Consider the following 15,091-nt stretch of genomic DNA (forward strand, 5'->3'; position numbering starts at 1 on the left):
ACGCGAGCACAGAACAGAACGGCGCCGTGTCTGCGGCGCCGTTTGCATCCTATGCCACAACATCGAACGGTCAGCCAGAATTTGCGGTGCCCGGCCACCGATTGTTGGGAGATGTTGCGGCGCTGCTATGTTCCTCGCAGCGCCGGAGTATAGGACAGCAAACCAAAGACAAAAAAGAGGCCCGCTTTCGCGGGCCTCTTTGATCGGACACCGACCAGCTTAGTGGTGGCGATGATGACGGTGGTGGCGATGATGACGGCGCGGGCCGTAGGCAACCGGCTCGAGATCGATCCCGGCGATACCGGCCGCAACGTTGAGGCCGGTCTGGCCCTGCACGCTGATCGGCTGCAGCGCGTAGGCGTTGTTCGGACCACCGAACAGGAAGTTGCCGCCGGCACCGAGGCCGACCGAAGCGTTGACGCCGAAGCCGCCATAGCTGCCGGCCAGCGCACCGCGCGGCACCACCGTGGTCGGCGCGCTCACGGCCCAGGCGAGCTGGGTCGTCGCGGTGACGCCGAGGTCGACGCCGATCCGCTTGACGGTTGCGATGTAGGGCTCGGGACGGCGGCCGCCGCTCTGGAACACGCATTCGAGGCGAGCGACAGAGCCGACGACGAAGCCGACATTCTCGCCGCCATGGCATTGCAGGACCCCAGCCTGAATCTGAGGCTGCTGCGCGTTGGCGGTGGCGAACGGCGCCAGCAACGCAAGCGCTGCAAGGGTGAGGGTCGAAAGTCGCATTATCTGTCTCCGCAAGGTGAACTGAACTGGAATTTGTGCGGCGGACAGAAGGGAAGGGTCGTGTCCAAAACAAGGCAGTTCGCAAAGAGGCCGTAAAAACTTCCAGCGTGTGGCATCGATGTTCGTACACACGCGCGTGAGGTGATTGCGATGTGATTTGACTCCGCGATTTTACCGCGAGGCGCAGGCACACATCAACGAACCAATACACAAACAGAAACGCTCCCGCACCGAATGCGGGAGCGTTGTCTCAGCGTTTCTTGGTTTCTTAATTCAGAACCGATTACCGAAGATTACCGCAGAAGCGCTGGATGCGCTTGCACGCATCCTCGAGATCCGAGGTCTTGGTGGCGTAGGAGATGCGGAATGCCGGTCCGAGACCGAATGCCGATCCCTGCACGACCGCGACGCCTTCGCTCTCGAGCAGCTCGGTGACGAACGCCTCGTCGTTGTCGATCACCTTGCCGGTCGGCGCCGTCTTGCCGATCGTGCCGGCGCAGGACGGATAGACGTAGAACGCGCCTTCCGGCCGCGGGCACTCGATGCCGCTCGCCTGGTTGAGCATCGACACCACGAGGTCGCGACGCTCCTTGAACACCTTGTTGTTCGCGGCGATGAAGTCCTGCGGACCGTTGAGCGCCTCGACCGACGCCCATTGCGCGATCGACGACGGGTTCGAGGTCGACTGCGACTGGATGGTCGCCATCGCCTTGATCAGCTGCGCCGGGCCGCCGGCATAGCCGATGCGCCAGCCGGTCATGCAGTAGGCCTTCGACACGCCGTTCACGGTCAGCGTGCGATCGTACAGGCTCGGCTCGACCTGCGCCGCGGTGGTGAAGACGAAGTCGTCATAGACGAGGTGCTCGTACATGTCGTCGGTCATCACCCAGACATGCGGATGCTTGACCAGCACGTCGGTCAGCGCCTTGAGCTCGCTCCTGGTGTAGGCCGAGCCGGTCGGGTTCGACGGCGAGCACAGGATCACCCACTTGGTCTTCGGCGTGATCGCCTTCTCGAGATCCTGCGGACGCAGCTTGAAGCCGGTCGAGGCCGGGCAGACCACCGGCACCGACTCGCCACCGGCGAGCGCCACCATCTCGGGATAGCTGACCCAGTACGGCGCCGGGATGATCACCTCGTCACCCGGATTGATGGTGGCCATCAGCGCATTGTAGAGCACCTGCTTGCCGCCGGTGCCGACGATGATCTGGTTCGGCTTGTAGGTCAGGCCGTTCTCGCGCGAGAACTTGTTGATGATGGCTTCCTTGAGCTCCGGAATGCCGCCGACATCGGTGTACTTGGTCTTGCCGGCCTCGATCGCGTGGATCGCGGCCAGCTTGATGTTCGCGGGCGTATCGAAGTCCGGCTCGCCGGCGCCGAGGCCGATGACGTTGCGGCCCGCGGCTTTCAGCGCGCGTGCTTTGTCCGTGACCGCGATCGTCGCGGACGGCTTCACACGGTCGAGCGCAGCGGACAGGAAGGCCATTATCATCTCCTGGCAAACGTCGTGAGCCGTTGGGCCACGACTTGATTTGAATGGGATCGCGGCACCCTAGGCCTGTCGCCGCTGCATCGCAAGAAGCTTGGCGGGAAAGCACGAAAACTTTCACGCATGGCTCGCGAGACGCGCAATTTTCCGCAAGTTCCGACCCCAAATGACTCATATCCGGCAAGCCCGGCTGTGGCCGCTGCAGCCTTGCCGGCAAGGCCCGCGGCGCTGTGCTCGTCCACGGATTGCTCCGAGGACAATGGGCCGTGTTGGCGCCTGGCAGGGCCTGCCGACGGCAGGCCGTCCGGCGCGGCAGCCGAGGTGCAAATCGCGTTAAGGTTTGTGAATGGTCACGCATCAGCCAAGGTATCCACCTCGGCAACCATGCCATCGACCGGCACCGTGCACAGCGTCGCGCGAGCGTGATCCGAGTTGTTCTGCCGTGTTGATGGAATCATTCTGCACGCGTGCAGTGCGGTAGACGTTTCGACTTTTTCCACGCTTCAGGGCTTGCGACGCACCCCCGACGGCATCATTGTTTAGCGGCGTTGCGGTGTGACAGGCCGCGCAATTTTGAAGCGTACCGTCTCAGACCAACCTGCTCAGACCAACCTGCTCAGACCAACCTGCTCAGACCAAGTGAACCTGACGCACCGAGTGAACCCCGACGCAATGTACAAGCTCTATTCGATGCAGCGCTCCGGCAACAGCTACAAGGTCCGGCTGGCGCTTGCGGTGCTGAACACGCCGTACGAGGCGATCGAGATCGACATCCTGCGCGGCGAGAGCCGCACCCCGGACTTCCTGGCCAAGAATCCGAGCGGCCAGGTGCCGCTGCTCGAGGTCGCCGACGGCCGCCATCTCGCCGAGTCCAACGCCATCCTCTGGTATGTCGCGATCGGCACGCCGCTGGCGCCGGAGTCGCGGATCGAGCGCGCCGAGGCGCTGCAGTGGATGTTCTTCGAGCAACACGCGCTGGAGCCGAATATCGGCGCCGCCTATTTCTGGCTGTCGCTGGTCAAGGGTGGGCGCGACCTGCAGACCCATGCGCTGGAAGATTGGATGGAGCGCGGCTATGCGGCGCTGCAGGTGATGGAAAATCACCTCAAGGGGCACGCCTATTTCGCTGCCGAGCAGTTCACCGTCGCCGACATCGCGCTCTACGGCTACACCCATGTCGCCGACCGCTGCGACTTCGACCTGACGACCTTCCCGTCGATCCGCGCCTGGCTGAAACGGGTCGAGCAGACCCCCGGATTTGTCTCGATGGATTGGCAGCCCGGGCCCGAGGCCGAGCCTCGGACCCGCCTTGTCGCCGGCCTCTGAATCCGGGTCTGAATTCCGGGAATAGCGGGGAAATTGCCTAAATTGCGGGCAGAACCCCCGCCGGCGCCGCATTTCCGCCGCTTTCAAGGGGCCCCGCCGCCGCAATCTTGCCGGTGACGCTGGGCAGATTCGCGCGGATGTCGCGAGTGATTCGCTCGCGGCCTGAGGGATTTAGACCATGACACGGTGGTCCGGCACGGCAGGCTTCGATGGCCACCCTACCCCAGTGGCATCATCCCGTCTGACCAACGCGATCGCGGCGTCGCTCGCGCTTGGCGCGCTGACGCTGTGCCTGGTCGTCGCCGTGACGGTGCTGTCGAGCAACATCAGCATGGCGACATCGATCCCGGCGTAATCAAGCAAATTCCTTTTGGCACCTGATCCGCGGCAAGGCGCGGGAGAGACAGCGGCGCGACATGATGAAGACCCCCGTCGGACTTGTGACCGTGACGCTGTCGGCGGCGATCCTGCTGGCGGCATCGCTGCTGATCGTGACCGGCACGCAGGGCGAAGACCGCGCGCACCCGGCGCACGTCACGGCGCCTGCCGCCAAGCCGGCCCCACAGCGCTAGCTCAGGCGCCAGGGCGCTAGCTCCATTTGTGGAAGATGAAGAACGCGCCGGCGGCGATGAAGGCGAAGCCGAGCGCGTGATTCCAGCCCAGCGGCTCCTTCAGGTACAGCACCGAGAAGCCGGCGAACACGACCAGCGTGATCACCTCCTGCATGGTCTTGAGCTGCGCCGCCGAATAGACCGCGCTGCCCCAGCGATTGGCCGGCACCGCCAGCCAGTATTCGAAGAAGGCGATCCCCCAGCTCACCATGATGACGAGGGGCAGCGAATGATCCTTGAACTTGAGATGGCCGTACCAGGCGAAGGTCATGAAGACGTTCGAGGCAAACAGCATCAGGATCGGCAGCAGCGACGGCGAAATGGCGGGCATTGATGTCCTCTTGCAAGCACGGCACGCGGTAACCCGCAGGCCCGGAACCGGGTTCCATGGATCTACATATCATTTGATTTGAAAGCAGCGAAAGCTGGTTCATCCGGCGCAAGGCCTGTTTAACGGTCGGAACGGAAATGCCGGCGCCGTTGCGGCGCTGTCGTCAAACTACCGCTTTATCGTTTGTTCGACAGATAGCGAGAACGCGCATGCGGTTCGACTGGCGTGCAATTTCAGGTCCGGCCTTGACGGCGATCACGGCGCTTGCCGCTTTCCTGATCGACCGCCTCATCGTCGCCGTGCCCAATCCCGCGCCGCTGTTCGTCTGCATCGTGGCGCTCGCCAGCTCGATCAGCGGCATCACCTCCGGGCTGATCTCCGCCGCGATCGCGGTCGCCGCCTCGGCGCTGTTCTTCCTCGATCACCGCGCGCTGCCCGGCTATGACGCCGCCGACGTCGCGCGGATGCTGATGCTGGCGGCGACCACCGCCGGCACCGCCTTGATCACCGGAATGCTGCGGCAGAAATGGATCGACGCCTTTGCCGCGGACCAGCAGCATCACGCCACCTCGGCGCGGCTCGCCGCCGCGCTCGACCAGGTCGACATCGGCATCGTGCTGCTCGACGCCGACACCCGTGCCGAATTCATCAACCGCGCCTTCCGCGACTATTTCGCGCTGTCGGACGCGCAGGCCGAGAGCAAGCCGCCTTTCGTCGCGCTGATGTATCATGGCCGCGACACCGGCGCGTATGAACTGCCGGAAGACGAGCTGAGCGCATTCGTCGCCAAGCGCATCGAGATGATGCGGTCGGGCGATTCCACGCCGATCAACCTCAATCTCGCCGATGGCCAGGTGCTGCGCTTCAGCTGCACCGCGCTGCCGGACGGCGGCCGCATGTTGAGCTACACGCCGGTGACCGACCTGGTGCGGCACACCGACGATCCGGCGAAGGCCGACGAATATCGCGCGCAACGCGCCGGCCGCGAACGCCATCCGGCGCGGTTGCTGCGCGCCGCCGAGTGAGGCGCGCGCTCGTCCGCAATTGATCCCACGAGATAGCGACGGTAGAATCGTTGCGAGCGATGCGCACGCGTCGCGCAACGCAGGATCATCCGCCCATGTCCGACGACGTCACCATCCGCTTCGTCACGCGCGACGACTATGCGCAATGGCTTCCTCTGTGGGACGGCTACAACGCCTTCTATGAACGTTCCGGACCGACCGCGCTCGCGCCCGAGATCACCGCGATGACATGGGCGCGCTTCTTCGACGCCTACGAGCCGATGCATGCGCTGGTCGCCGACGCCGGCGGCACGCTGATCGGGCTGACGCATTATCTGTTTCACCGCTCGACCACGGCGATCGCGCCAACCTGCTATTTGCAGGATCTCTTCACCAATCAGGCCGTGCGCCGCAAGGGCGTCGGCCGCGCCTTGATCAACGGCGTCTCCGCGCAGGCGAAGCTCGCGGGATCGCCGCGGGTCTACTGGCAGACGCATGAGACCAACCACACCGCGATGCGGCTTTATGACAAGGTCGCGGACAAACCCGGCTTCGTGATTTATCGCAAGATCATCTGAGCGAACCCTGCGCGGCCTGTGGATGCAATGCAGATGTCACCGGCGCGTTACAAAGCCCGGCTAGGCTTCCGCTCGCGTAAGATCAGGCCCCCCGTCTCAGATCTCGCGCCCCGAGCGGTCCCCGTCAGTCGCCGCGTCTGACCGGGACCGCTTTTTTTGTGACATTGCCGTGCGCGATGGGTGCCATGCGTGATCGGCGGTAGAGCGGCACCTTGCCGGCCCGCGGCGCGATTGTCACAATGCGCGCATCCCTCGCCTATCCCACAGGATTGTCTCATGGAAATTCGTAATCTCGGCGGCTCCGGCCTGCGCGTGTCTGCGGTCGGCATCGGCTGCAACAATTTCGGCCAGCGCACCGATCTGGAGACCTCGCGCAAGGTGATCCACAAGGCGATCGATCTCGGCATCACGCTGTTCGACACCGCCGACATCTATGCCGGCATGGGCGGCTCGGAGACCGTGCTCGGAACCGTGCTGGGCGACCGCCGCAAGGACATCGTGCTCGCCACCAAATTCTCCAAGCCGATGGCGACCGACGGCACCAAGCAGGGCGCCTCGCGGCGCTACATCATGTCGGCGGTCGAAGCGAGCCTCACCCGCCTGAAGACCGACTATATCGATCTCTACCAGCAGCACGATTATGATCCGCTGACCCCGATCGACGAGACGCTGCGCGCGCTCGACGATCTCGTGCGCCAGGGCAAGGTGCGCTACATCGGCAACTCCAACTTCCCGGCATGGCGGATCGCGGAGGCCGAATATGTCGCGCGCGAGTTGAACGTGAATCGCTTCGTGTCCTGCCAGGACGAATACAGCCTTGTGGTGCGCGGCATCGAGAAGGACCTGCTGCCCGCGGCACAGCAATACAATCTCGGCCTGCTGCCGTTCTTCCCGCTCGCCAGCGGGCTGTTGACCGGCAAGTACCAGCGCGGCGCCGCTGCGCCCGCCGACACCCGCTTCGCCAAGGCACCGGCCCTGAAGGATCGCTACGTCACGCCGCGCAACGAGGACATCGTCGAGAAGCTGCAGGCCTTCGCGAGCGAGCGCGGCCACACCATGCTCGAGCTCGCCTTCTCCTGGCTCGCCGCCCGCCCGCAAGTCGCCAGCGTGATTGCCGGCGCGACGCGGCCCGAGCAGATCGAGCAGAACGTCAAGGCGATCAGCTGGAAGCTGAGCGCCGAGGAGATGGCGGAGATCGACGGGATTACGAATGGATGAGCGAGCGGCGCCCGCTCAGCTCCCTCTCCCCGTTCTTCACGGGGAGAGGGCTGGGGTGAGGGGCTCTATCCACGTAGCTCGGTTTGAATTGCAATCAGCACACCATCGATATGACCGAGCACATCGTTGTTCCAGAAGCGAAGCACGCGATATCCCTCCCCAATCAGATACCGGTCCCGGACCATGTCTGCAGCCGAGTCCGCGTGCTGACCGCCATCCACTTCGATCACGAGCCGTTTCTCGCGGCAGACGAAGTCGCAGATGTAACTCCCAATCGGCACTTGCCGCGCGAACTTGTGGCCGTCGATCTGGCGGTTGCGGACGCGATTCCAAAGCACAGTCTCCGCATCCGTTTGATCGGTGCGCAATCGTCTCGCGAGTCGGATAGGCGTTTCCTTGCGGCCCCGCATTGCCTTGCCCCTCACCCGGAAGCAACGCGATGCGTTGCTTCCGACCTCTCCCCGCAAAGAGCGGGGAGAGGTTGAGGAGTCAAGCCACCAACCCCTTCATCGGCTTCACCGGGGCGCTGTCCGGAAACACCGTGTCCGCCAGCACGCGCTCGCCGAGGCCGAACTGGTCGTGCAGCACGCCCTTGATCACGGCGCGCAGGTCGATGGTCGGGGCGAGATCGCGGGCCTGGTAGAGATTGGCCGGCTTGAGGCCCGGCCAGTCGGTGATCATGCGGCCGCCGTTGACTGCACCGCCGGCGAGCAGCGCGATGGTGCCGGTACCGTGGTCGGTGCCCTCGGTGCCGTTGATGCGCGCGGTGCGGCCGAACTCGGTGGCGACCACGATCACCGTGTCGCGCCAGCGCGCACCTAAGCCGCTCTGAAATTCCGCCAGCGCGCCGTCGAGCCCGCCGAGCAGCTGCGCGAGCCGGCCGACCGGCCCGCCTTCATTGGCGTGGGTATCCCAGCCGTCGAAGGCCAGCGCGCCGATCCGCGGGCCGTCATCGGCCGCCATCAATTTCGCGGCGCCGCGCGCCACCAGCCGCATCGCCGCCACCCCGCCGCCGCCGGGCTTCGGCTTCATCTCGTCGCCCTGCGCCTGCTTCTCGAGCTGCAGGCCTTGCGTCAGCGCGCTCGCCAGTGTCGGATCGCGGTGTTGATACAGATCAAGCAGCCGCATCGCGGTATCGTCGGCCGCCTGCGGCAGCGCGGTCGGCGCCCAGCCGACGGTCGGCGCCGCGCCGCGCAACACCAGCGGCGTGGTCGGCCCGACCGCGAGCGCGCTCGTCACCCGCTCGCCCTTTGGCAACGCTTCGAGCGCGCGGTTGAGCCAGCCGGACTGCACCCGGCCGGGACCAGGGAAGCCGCTCTCCAGCACATCCTGCCCATCAAAGTGTGAGCGATCGCGATACGAGGTCGCGACCGCATGGACCACCGCGGCCTGCTTGGCGCGGTACATCCGCGCGAATTCCGGCATCGCCGGATGCAGGCCGAAAAATGGATCGAGCATCACCGCCGCGTTCGGTCCATCGGCGCGAAGTGCGATCGCGCCATGCAGCCCGGCATAATCGGGATCGCCGACCGGAGCCACGGTGGCAAGGCCGTCGAGCGCGCCGCGCAGGATGATGGTGACGAAGCGCGGATCGCGGCCGTCGGCCGCGCGCGCGAATCTCGGCAAATAGGCCCAGGCGGCAAAGGATGCGCCGCCGAGCAGCAGCGCACGCCGCGATGTCGCCTGCAGCATCAGGCTCTCGGAGCAATCCATCGTCATCTCCTCTGGAATTCCGGCGACATCAAGAGCAGCGCCAGCGCCTGCTGTCGCGTCTCCGCGCGCTCGATGGTGCGCCGCGTCTCCGGCGATGCGGCGTCGGCGGCAACCAGCTCGAGCAGGTCGCGCGGATCGAACTTGTCGGCGAGCTGGGAGGCGAGTTGCGCCGAGATGTCGAGCCTGAGCTTGATGCCCTCGGGTGCCGCCCATGCCGCAGTGGTATCCGGGAAACCGTTCGGCCCGGCCGGCGACCACAGCGGCTGGCCGAGCAAATTGAGGCCGTTGAGGTAGCGGGTCGGATCCTCGGGGTTGCGCGCCAGCAGGCGGCCGGATGCGACCACGAATTCATAAGGCGAGCGCATCTTCGTCAGGGGCGCCTGCCATGCCTCGTCGGCTCCGACCAGCGCGGTGGCGAGCGCCCGGAGATCGCCGTCGGTTTTCGTGAAGCTGTCCTGCAGCTTCGCCACCAGCGCGGGCGGCGGATCGTCGGCGACGAAATGGCGGGCGAACTTGGTCGCGATGAACTTCGCGGTCGAGGGATGCCGCACGATGTCAGCCAGCACCGCCTCGCCCTGCGCGACGCCAGCCTGCGCGTAAGTCTTGCCGAGCACCCGCTGCGGACCGGGCTGGTGCGCATTGGCATTGAACACGAAGCTGCCGGGCGCACCGAGCTGGCCACGGCGGCCGGCAAAGGTCCATCCGGTGATGACGCGCGCCAGCGAGGTCACGTCGTCCTGGGTGTAGCCGCCGCCGACGCCGAGCGTATGCAGCTCCATGATCTCGCGCGCGAGGTTCTCGTTGAGGCCGCGGTTGCGGTTGATGCCGGCGCGCGAGTCCGGGCCGAGCGATTGCTGGTTGTCGAGAAAGAACAGCATCGCCGGATGCTGCTCGACGGTCTTCAGCATGTCTGAGAAGCGGCCGAGCACGTGCGGGCGGACCGCCTCGCGCTCGAACGAGCCGGCCCACATCCGCGCCAGCGCGCCCTTGTTGGCCGAGATGCAGAAATGGTTCGACCAGAACACCACCAGCCGCTCGACGAAGCCGCAATCGGCGACCACGCCGCGCTGCAGCCGCGCCAGCGCCTCGGCGCGGAACGTCTTCTGAATGATGTTGAGCGGCTGCGCCGGCGGCTTCGGGGGAGCGGCCGCCGTCTGCATCGTCGGAGGCTGCATCGCCGCATTGGCGCCATCGGCCGCCTGCGGCTGCATCGCCGGATCCTTGCCGGCAATTTCCTTGGCGGCCGTCGACAGCGACAGATTGCGCAGCTGTTGCGGCTTCGCGTCGGAACCCTGCGGCGGCGTCTCGCTGGCGCCTTGCTGCGCGGCTTTCGCGGCGTCGCGCGCCTGCTTGATCTCGGCCTGATAGTCGAACACCTGCTTGCCGAGCTCCGGCGTCGAAAGCAGGCCCGGCACTTCGAGCAGCGCGCCGTTCGGACGCACGAGCTCTGACAGCACGAAACCGCGCGGATCGGAGGCCGCATTGATGAAGTCACCGGCCGCGCCGCCGCGGGCGCCGAATCCAAACCGGTTGAGGGCAATCAGCGCGGCTTGCGAATCACGGGCCATCAGAATTCCCTTAACGGCCTATCCCGGCTATATCAGTTGCCGGCATCATAGCGCGGCCCGGGATGAACCCGAGATTAATTCGCGCATTAAATCGCGGTTAGAATGGACCTCTCGTCAGACGATCGTTCCGAACAGACCTCACCGCGCCGGCTGGCCTGCACGGCATGCGGCAGCGAATTCTCCTGCTCGCTCTCGGGATCGTGCTGGTGTTCCGACGAGCGCTTTCGGCTGCCGATGCCAACCGACGGCAGCGACTGCCTGTGCCCGTCATGCCTGCGGAAGCTCGCGGAACAGCAAGCGGCGGCGAGCGGCACGTGAACGCACCCTGGACCGTCGACGCCATCCTGCTCGACATGGACGGCACGCTGCTCGACACCGAGAAGGTCTATTTCGACAGCCTGGTCGCCGCGCTGAACGCCTGCGGCTACACCGACGACGCCGTCGCGCTCTGCCATTCCATGGTCGGCCTTCCCGGCCCGGTCTGCGAGGCGATGCTGCGCGAGCACTACGGCGCGGCGTTTCCGCTCGCCGAGGTCAATCACACCTTCATCGTCACCCGCGATCGCATGTTCGATGCCGGTCTGCCGCTCAAATCAGGCACGATCGCGCTGCTCGACGGCCTCGCCGCCGCCGACCGCCGGACCGCGATCGTGACCTCGTCATCCCGCCGCACCGCCGAACGCCATCTCACGCTTGCCGGCATCCGCGATCGTTTCGACACGCTGCTGACGCTCGACGACGTCACCCACGGCAAGCCGAACCCCGAGCTCTATCTGAAGGCCGCCGCGCAGCTAGGCGTGACGCCGGCGGCCTGCATCGCCGTGGAAGACTCCAACCACGGCGTCGCCGCCGCCCACGCCGCCGGCGCCATCACGCTGATGGTCCCCGACATGGCGCCCCCGACGGAAGAGGCCCGCGCGAAATGCGCGGCGGTGCTGCCGGACCTCAATGCGGTGCTGGCGCTGCTGCAAGCGCGCGGCGCGCTTTAGCCGTCATTGCGAGCTACCCGGTCGGCGCGAGGCGCCGCCGGATGACAGGCTCCGCGAAGCAATCCATCGCTCCGCATATTCTGGACGATGGATTGCTTCGTCGCTTCGGCCCAAAATTGCTTTGCCGCCCGCAAGATTGACGGCGGATGCTCGCGGAGCGTGCATCAGGGACTCAATTGCGCTACGGTTCAGATGCAGCGGGACAATCTTCGACTTCCGGCGATGCCTTGCATGTGAGCAACATTTTCGATGATCAAGCCCGGCCTGTCAGTTTTCGATCCACCCAACGACCTGCTCGACACCTCCGGGGTGACACCCAAGCTCGGTGAAGGCGAGCGCGTTCTCTGGATTGGCACGCCGGGAAGGATCAGCAGCTTTTTCTGCACAGCCTCATTTGTAACCGTGGGCGCTCTTGTTTTGGCGCTTATCGCCTACCACGGGATTTACTCGCTAACGCCAGAACAATACGCCATTGAAGGGCTCGTTAGGAAGCGATGGATCGTTGTCGGTGCACTGGTCTTGTTTGCTTTCATACCTCAGCTGATAGCGCTGCGCATGGGCGGTGCTTTTGCTTACATTCTCACGACGAAGCGAATGATGGTCAGAGTAGACAGAACAAGATTCCTCGTCAGATTATTCAGGTACTTCGGGAACTCGCAGATGCAGACGGCTTCACCGCATATGATTTGAGATACCTCAACGGCGCTCGCGTCTATGCCGGCTTGTGGAGCTACGGAAATGTAAGCGTCCGATACACCGTCGGGTCGCTCGGCGAAGTCAGGGGCGACTTGAGCACATACGAATCCAAGCCGTTCTTTTCTCGCGACCGCCGCTACGTGAAAATTTTCTATCGCAAGCTTGCCTGCCTTCATCCGGCCGAGACGTTTTGCAACGTGTATTTCGGGATCAAGGATGTAGGCAGGCTTGGTGATATTCTGAACGATCAATGCGCGGCTCGCCTTGAGCGCATCGCGCCCCTGCAACATTAGCGAGACGAACGCGCAGGCCTTCAACCCCGCTTACGCCTTGGCTTCCCCAGCGCCGTCTCGATCAGCGTGCGCGCGGCTTCGCCCGCGGTTTCCATGTAGCTCGCGTCGCGATGCAGCAGTACGACGGCGAATGAGCCGTCCAGCAGCAGCAGGATCTGCCGCGCCAGCTTGAGCGGATCGGCGATCCCCTGCTCGGCGAAGGTCGCGCGCAACCAGTCCTCGAACTTCTTCTTGTGCGCGGCGCCGATCCGGATCGCGGGGTGGCCTGGCATGTTGGCGAGTTCGGCGGAGGTGCGCAGGAAGCCGCAGCCTTTCCACTTCGGATGCCGCGCCGAGCGCGCAAGGTTCTTGAAGATCGCCTCGACCTTCATCGGCACGCCGCCCTCGGCCTCCGCGAACCACTTTCGGAACAGCGCAAGGTTGGGCTGGTCGCGCGCGGCAAGATAGGCGGCGACCAGATCGTCCTTACTCTTGAAGTGATAATACAGCGTGCGCTTGGTGAGGCCGGCCTTGGCGGCGACCTCGTCGACGCTGACGCGGCGGATACCTTCGCTGTAGAACAGCGAATTCGCCGCCTGGACGATGCGCTCGCGGGTGGGTTCGGAGGGTCTGGGCATCCGTCGTATGTATACTCACCAGTGAATATACACAAATTCCGTCAGCCTCTAGGTTCGGCCCCACGAACACCCATGCCGGAGACTGCGCCATGCCCGACCCCATCCTGCTCGAGATCACCGACGGGATCGCACTGATCACCCTGAACCGTCCCGCGCAGCTCAATGCGCTCAACTACGCGCTGATCGACCAGCTGATGGCGGCGCTCGACCGCATCGAGGGCGACGCTACAGTGCGCGCCGTGATCCTGACCGGCGCCGGCGAGCGCGCGTTCTCGGCGGGTGCCGACATCAAGGAATTTTCCGAGAGCGTCAAGCAGGGCGCGGCCGTCGCGGTGCGCGACTTCGTCCGCCGCGGACAAGCCATGACCGCGCGGCTCGAGGCGTTCAAGAAGCCGGTCATCGCCGCGGTCAACGGGCTCGCCTTCGGCGGCGGCTGCGAGATCACCGAGGCGGTGCATCTCGCCATCGCCAGCGACCGTGCGCTGTTTGCAAAGCCCGAGATCAAGCTCGGCATGCCGCCGACCTTCGGCGGCACGCAGCGGCTGCCGCGGCTGGCGGGGCGCAAGCGCGCCCTCGAACTGTTGTTGGCCGGCGATCCGTTCCCGCCCGAGCACGCGCGCGAGATCGGGCTGATCAACAGCGTTGTGCCGCACGATCAATTGCTGACCGCCGCCCGCAAGCTCGCCGGCCGCATCACCAGGCATTCGCCCGGCTCCGTTGCCGGCACCATCACCGCGGTGACCCGCGGGCTCAACATGCCGATTGCGGAAGGCCTGCTGGTCGAGTGCGAGCAATTCGCCGCGCTGGTGCCGAGCCGCGACCTCGCCGAGGGACTTGCGGCATGGAAGGAGCGGCGGCCGGCGAAGTATGTTGGGGCGTGAGCTCCGTTCGCCCCACACCGTCATTGCGAGCGAAGCGAAGCAATCCATCGTACCACGCGGGGAAAGATGGATTGCTTCGTCGCTTCGCTCCTCGCAATGACGGAGGAGTTCGCCCTACCGCACCACCGCCGCGGTCTGCCCGAACAGCAGCTTGCGCTCTTCCTCGGTGCGGATCGCGGGCTGGCCGAAATTCGGGTTGACCTCCTTCGCCTTGGCATAGGCGCGCTCGGTCGCCGGGCGCTTGCCGATCGTCTCCAGCCAGCGCTTCAGATGCGGGAAGTCGTCGATCTCCTGGCCCTGGTTCTTGTAGGGCACGACCCAGGGATAGCTCGCCATGTCGGCGATCGAGTACTCGCCGGCGACGAATTCGCGATCAGCGAGCCGCTTGTTGAGCACGCCGTAGAGCCGGTTGGTCTCGTTGACATAGCGATCGATCGCGTAAGGCAGCTTCTCGACCGCGTAGTTGCGGAAGTGGTGGTTCTGCCCGGCCATCGGCCCGAGCCCGCCCATCTGCCAGAACGTCCACTGGATCGCGTCATAGCGGCCGTAGAGATCTTCGGGCAGGAATTTCCCGGTCTTCTCGGCGAGATAGAGCAGGATCGCGCCGGATTCGAACAGGGAGATCGGCTTGCCGCCGCCCTTCGGCGCGTGATCGACGATCGCCGGAATCCGGTTGTTCGGCGCGACCTGCAGGAAATCCTGCTTGAACTGATCGCCCTTGCCGATGTTCACCGGGAAGACCTTGTATTCCAGGCCGGTCTCTTCGAGGAACATCGTGATCTTGTGTCCGTTCGGCGTGGACCAATAGTGGAGATCGATCATGGGCGTGATCCTGCATTGCTGGGGATTGCTGACGCATCGGCGAGAAAGATGCGCGAGAAAGATGCGATTGCATGAAGTTGGGCGCATAACCGCACCCAAGTCAATGGCGCCGCATTGCGCCGCGCGCGAATGTGATCTGCAAACAACGCAACCGCCCGATTGAGCCGCGCCGCGATTGCTCCTAGGCTCGGGGTGTTTGGTATTGAAAAATTTT

The 15,091-nt window shown here is 64.9% G+C and carries 18 protein-coding genes; 10 read left to right on the forward strand and 8 right to left on the reverse strand.

Going from position 1 to position 15,091, the window contains the following annotated elements; all coding sequences use genetic code 11:
- Positions 1–219 precede the first annotated feature (219 nt).
- Together BRSPCE3_RS34710 and BRSPCE3_RS34715 are read right to left on the reverse strand one after the other, a co-directional pair.
- The gene (locus tag BRSPCE3_RS34710) at positions 220–741 is read right to left on the reverse strand and encodes a DUF992 domain-containing protein (protein WP_244071449.1); all 522 of its coding nucleotides are present in this window, start codon (positions 739–741) and stop codon (positions 220–222) included.
- A 283-nt stretch (positions 742–1,024) separates the two neighbouring features.
- Positions 1,025–2,227, reverse strand: a complete 1,203-nt coding sequence (locus BRSPCE3_RS34715) for a pyridoxal phosphate-dependent aminotransferase (RefSeq protein ID WP_244071451.1) — start codon at positions 2,225–2,227, stop codon at positions 1,025–1,027.
- A 675-nt stretch (positions 2,228–2,902) separates the two neighbouring features.
- Between BRSPCE3_RS34715 and BRSPCE3_RS34720 the strand changes: the two genes are divergently transcribed.
- The 3 genes from BRSPCE3_RS34720 (at position 2,903) to BRSPCE3_RS34730 (ending at position 4,128) form a co-directional block, all read left to right on the forward strand.
- Positions 2,903–3,556: a glutathione S-transferase family protein gene (locus tag BRSPCE3_RS34720; protein WP_244071558.1), complete on the forward strand. Its 654-nt coding sequence runs from the start codon at positions 2,903–2,905 to the stop codon at positions 3,554–3,556.
- 178 nt (positions 3,557–3,734) lie between these two features.
- Complete coding sequence (locus BRSPCE3_RS34725) at positions 3,735–3,911, forward strand: hypothetical protein (protein ID WP_244071453.1); 177 nt, start codon at positions 3,735–3,737, stop codon at positions 3,909–3,911.
- Positions 3,912–3,972: 61 nt separating this feature from the next.
- Positions 3,973–4,128, forward strand: a complete 156-nt coding sequence (locus tag BRSPCE3_RS34730) for a hypothetical protein (RefSeq protein WP_244071455.1) — start codon at positions 3,973–3,975, stop codon at positions 4,126–4,128.
- A gap of 16 nt (positions 4,129–4,144) precedes the next feature.
- Here the strand turns inward: BRSPCE3_RS34730 and BRSPCE3_RS34735 are convergent, their stop codons facing one another.
- Positions 4,145–4,498, reverse strand: coding sequence for a DMT family protein (locus tag BRSPCE3_RS34735; protein ID WP_212016991.1), 354 nt, complete (start codon positions 4,496–4,498; stop codon positions 4,145–4,147).
- 209 nt (positions 4,499–4,707) lie between these two features.
- Here BRSPCE3_RS34735 and BRSPCE3_RS34740 point away from each other — a divergent pair, with 209 nt between their 5' ends.
- The 3 genes from BRSPCE3_RS34740 to BRSPCE3_RS34750 all read left to right on the forward strand — a co-directional run bounded on the left by BRSPCE3_RS34740 (position 4,708) and on the right by BRSPCE3_RS34750 (position 7,298).
- Positions 4,708–5,523: a PAS-domain containing protein gene (locus BRSPCE3_RS34740; protein WP_244071457.1), complete on the forward strand. Its 816-nt coding sequence runs from the start codon at positions 4,708–4,710 to the stop codon at positions 5,521–5,523.
- 95 nt (positions 5,524–5,618) lie between these two features.
- The gene (locus tag BRSPCE3_RS34745; RefSeq protein WP_244071459.1) at positions 5,619–6,080 is read left to right on the forward strand and encodes a GNAT family N-acetyltransferase; all 462 of its coding nucleotides are present in this window, start codon (positions 5,619–5,621) and stop codon (positions 6,078–6,080) included.
- A gap of 276 nt (positions 6,081–6,356) precedes the next feature.
- Positions 6,357–7,298 (forward strand): aldo/keto reductase, encoded by a 942-nt coding sequence (locus BRSPCE3_RS34750; protein WP_244071461.1) that lies wholly within the window; start codon positions 6,357–6,359, stop codon positions 7,296–7,298.
- Between the two features lie 65 nt (positions 7,299–7,363).
- Here BRSPCE3_RS34750 and BRSPCE3_RS34755 read toward each other — a convergent pair whose 3' ends face one another.
- The 3 genes from BRSPCE3_RS34755 to BRSPCE3_RS34765 form a co-directional block, all read right to left on the reverse strand.
- A complete protein-coding gene (locus BRSPCE3_RS34755; protein WP_244071463.1) occupies positions 7,364–7,708 on the reverse strand; it encodes an endonuclease domain-containing protein in 345 nt (114 codons plus the stop codon).
- Between the two features lie 79 nt (positions 7,709–7,787).
- Positions 7,788–9,017, reverse strand: a complete 1,230-nt coding sequence (locus BRSPCE3_RS34760; RefSeq protein ID WP_244071464.1) for a DUF1501 domain-containing protein — start codon at positions 9,015–9,017, stop codon at positions 7,788–7,790.
- Positions 9,014–10,579: a DUF1800 family protein gene (locus BRSPCE3_RS34765; protein ID WP_244071466.1), complete on the reverse strand. Its 1,566-nt coding sequence runs from the start codon at positions 10,577–10,579 to the stop codon at positions 9,014–9,016. The genes BRSPCE3_RS34760 and BRSPCE3_RS34765 overlap by 4 nt, the downstream gene beginning before the upstream one ends.
- Positions 10,580–10,893: 314 nt before the next feature.
- Here BRSPCE3_RS34765 and BRSPCE3_RS34775 point away from each other — a divergent pair, with 314 nt between their 5' ends.
- The 3 genes from BRSPCE3_RS34775 to BRSPCE3_RS34785 all read left to right on the forward strand — a co-directional run bounded on the left by BRSPCE3_RS34775 (position 10,894) and on the right by BRSPCE3_RS34785 (position 12,557).
- Entirely contained in the window at positions 10,894–11,568 is a 675-nt protein-coding gene (locus BRSPCE3_RS34775; RefSeq protein ID WP_244071470.1) for an HAD family phosphatase, read from the forward strand.
- Between the two features lie 249 nt (positions 11,569–11,817).
- Positions 11,818–12,258, forward strand: coding sequence for a hypothetical protein (locus BRSPCE3_RS34780; RefSeq protein ID WP_244071472.1), 441 nt, complete (start codon positions 11,818–11,820; stop codon positions 12,256–12,258).
- 98 nt (positions 12,259–12,356) lie between these two features.
- Positions 12,357–12,557, forward strand: a complete 201-nt coding sequence (locus tag BRSPCE3_RS34785; protein WP_244071473.1) for a hypothetical protein — start codon at positions 12,357–12,359, stop codon at positions 12,555–12,557.
- A 20-nt stretch (positions 12,558–12,577) separates the two neighbouring features.
- Here the strand turns inward: BRSPCE3_RS34785 and BRSPCE3_RS34790 are convergent, their stop codons facing one another.
- Positions 12,578–13,174 (reverse strand): TetR/AcrR family transcriptional regulator, encoded by a 597-nt coding sequence (locus BRSPCE3_RS34790; RefSeq protein WP_244071476.1) that lies wholly within the window; start codon positions 13,172–13,174, stop codon positions 12,578–12,580.
- 89 nt (positions 13,175–13,263) lie between these two features.
- On the opposite strand from BRSPCE3_RS34790, the gene BRSPCE3_RS34795 reads away from it, so the two are divergent.
- On the forward strand, positions 13,264–14,055 hold the full coding sequence (locus BRSPCE3_RS34795; RefSeq protein ID WP_244071478.1) for a crotonase/enoyl-CoA hydratase family protein: 792 nt from the start codon (positions 13,264–13,266) through the stop codon (positions 14,053–14,055).
- A 114-nt stretch (positions 14,056–14,169) separates the two neighbouring features.
- Here BRSPCE3_RS34795 and BRSPCE3_RS34800 read toward each other — a convergent pair whose 3' ends face one another.
- On the reverse strand, positions 14,170–14,877 hold the full coding sequence (locus BRSPCE3_RS34800) for a glutathione S-transferase N-terminal domain-containing protein (protein WP_244071480.1): 708 nt from the start codon (positions 14,875–14,877) through the stop codon (positions 14,170–14,172).
- Between the last annotated feature and the right edge of the window lie 214 nt (positions 14,878–15,091).

Origin of the sequence: Bradyrhizobium sp. Ce-3 (genome assembly GCF_022835695.1) — a bacterium.
GTDB lineage: Bacteria > Pseudomonadota > Alphaproteobacteria > Rhizobiales > Xanthobacteraceae > Bradyrhizobium.